The sequence below is a fragment of the Streptomyces sp. NPDC012474 genome (assembly GCF_042955185.1).
Taxonomy (GTDB): Bacteria; Actinomycetota; Actinomycetes; order Streptomycetales; family Streptomycetaceae; genus Streptomyces; species Streptomyces cahuitamycinicus.
The window spans coordinates 1-1,023 of the sequence record NZ_JBIBEP010000059.1 but is presented as its reverse complement, the minus strand read 5'-3'; the positions used below and the strand labels follow the sequence as shown (position 1 = coordinate 1,023).

Here is a 1,023-nt window from a genome sequence, read left to right as displayed (position 1 = left end):
ACTAGTGTGATGCGCCAGAAATCCTGAGGGTTAGTTTTCCTCTGTTTTCTGGTTGTCGGTTCCGACCTTGGTGAGGTAGTCGGCGAGGGAGTTGAGGATCTCGTCGGCGGTCTTGGTCCAGGTGAAGGGCCTGGGGTTCTCGTTCCATCCGTCGATCCATGCCTTGATGTCGTCCTCCAGAGCTTTCACGGAGGTGTGGACGCCGCGGCGGATGAGTTTGTCGGTCAGCAGGCCGAACCACCGCTCGACCTGGTTCATCCAGGAGGAGCCGGTCGGGGTGAAGTGGACGTGGAAGCGGGGGTGTCTGCCGAGCCACGTCTTGATCTCGGCGGTGTTGTGAGTGGCGTAGTTGTCGCACACAAGGTGGACGTCGAGGCCGGCGGGCACCGCCTTGTCGATCGTGACCAGGAACTTCTTGAACTCGATCGCCCGGTGGCGGCGGTGCAGCTCGGATATGACGGTGCCGTCGGCGATGTTGAAGGCGGCGAACAGGCTGGTGATGCCGTGCCGCAGATAGTCGTGGGTACGCCGCTCGGGCATGCCCGGCATCATCGGCAGCACCGGCTGCGAGCGGTCCAGCGCCTGGATCTGGGACTTCTCGTCCACACACAGCACCACCGCCTTCTCGGGCGGGTGGTGGTACAGGCCGACCACGTCGACGACCTTGGCGACGAACTGCGGGTCGGTGGAGAGTTTGAAGGAGTCCTGCAGGTGCGGCTTGAGGTCGAACCGCTTCCAGATCCGCCCGATGGTCGATTTCGACAGGCCGGTGCGCTGGGCCATCGAGGCCCGCGACCAGTGCGTGTCCTGGCCCGGAGTGGACTCCAATGTCGCCACGATGACGTCCTCGACCTGATCGAGCAGGATCGAGGGCGGCCGGCCCACCCGGGGCTCGTCGGACAGGCCGTCGAGGCGTTTGACGATGAACCTCGCACGCCAGCGTTCCACGGTCGACTCATCAACACCGAGGTCGGCCGCGGCCTGCCGGTTCGTCCCGCCCTCCGCGCAGCGCAGCACGATCTT

1 protein-coding gene is annotated in these 1,023 nt (G+C 64.7%); it reads right to left on the bottom strand.

Annotated elements, in window-relative coordinates; all coding sequences use genetic code 11:
- Positions 1-30: 30 nt before the first annotated feature.
- Positions 31-1,023 (bottom strand): IS630 family transposase (locus ACFY9S_RS40665; RefSeq protein WP_391139188.1); only part of this gene is annotated, 993 nt, incomplete at its 5' end.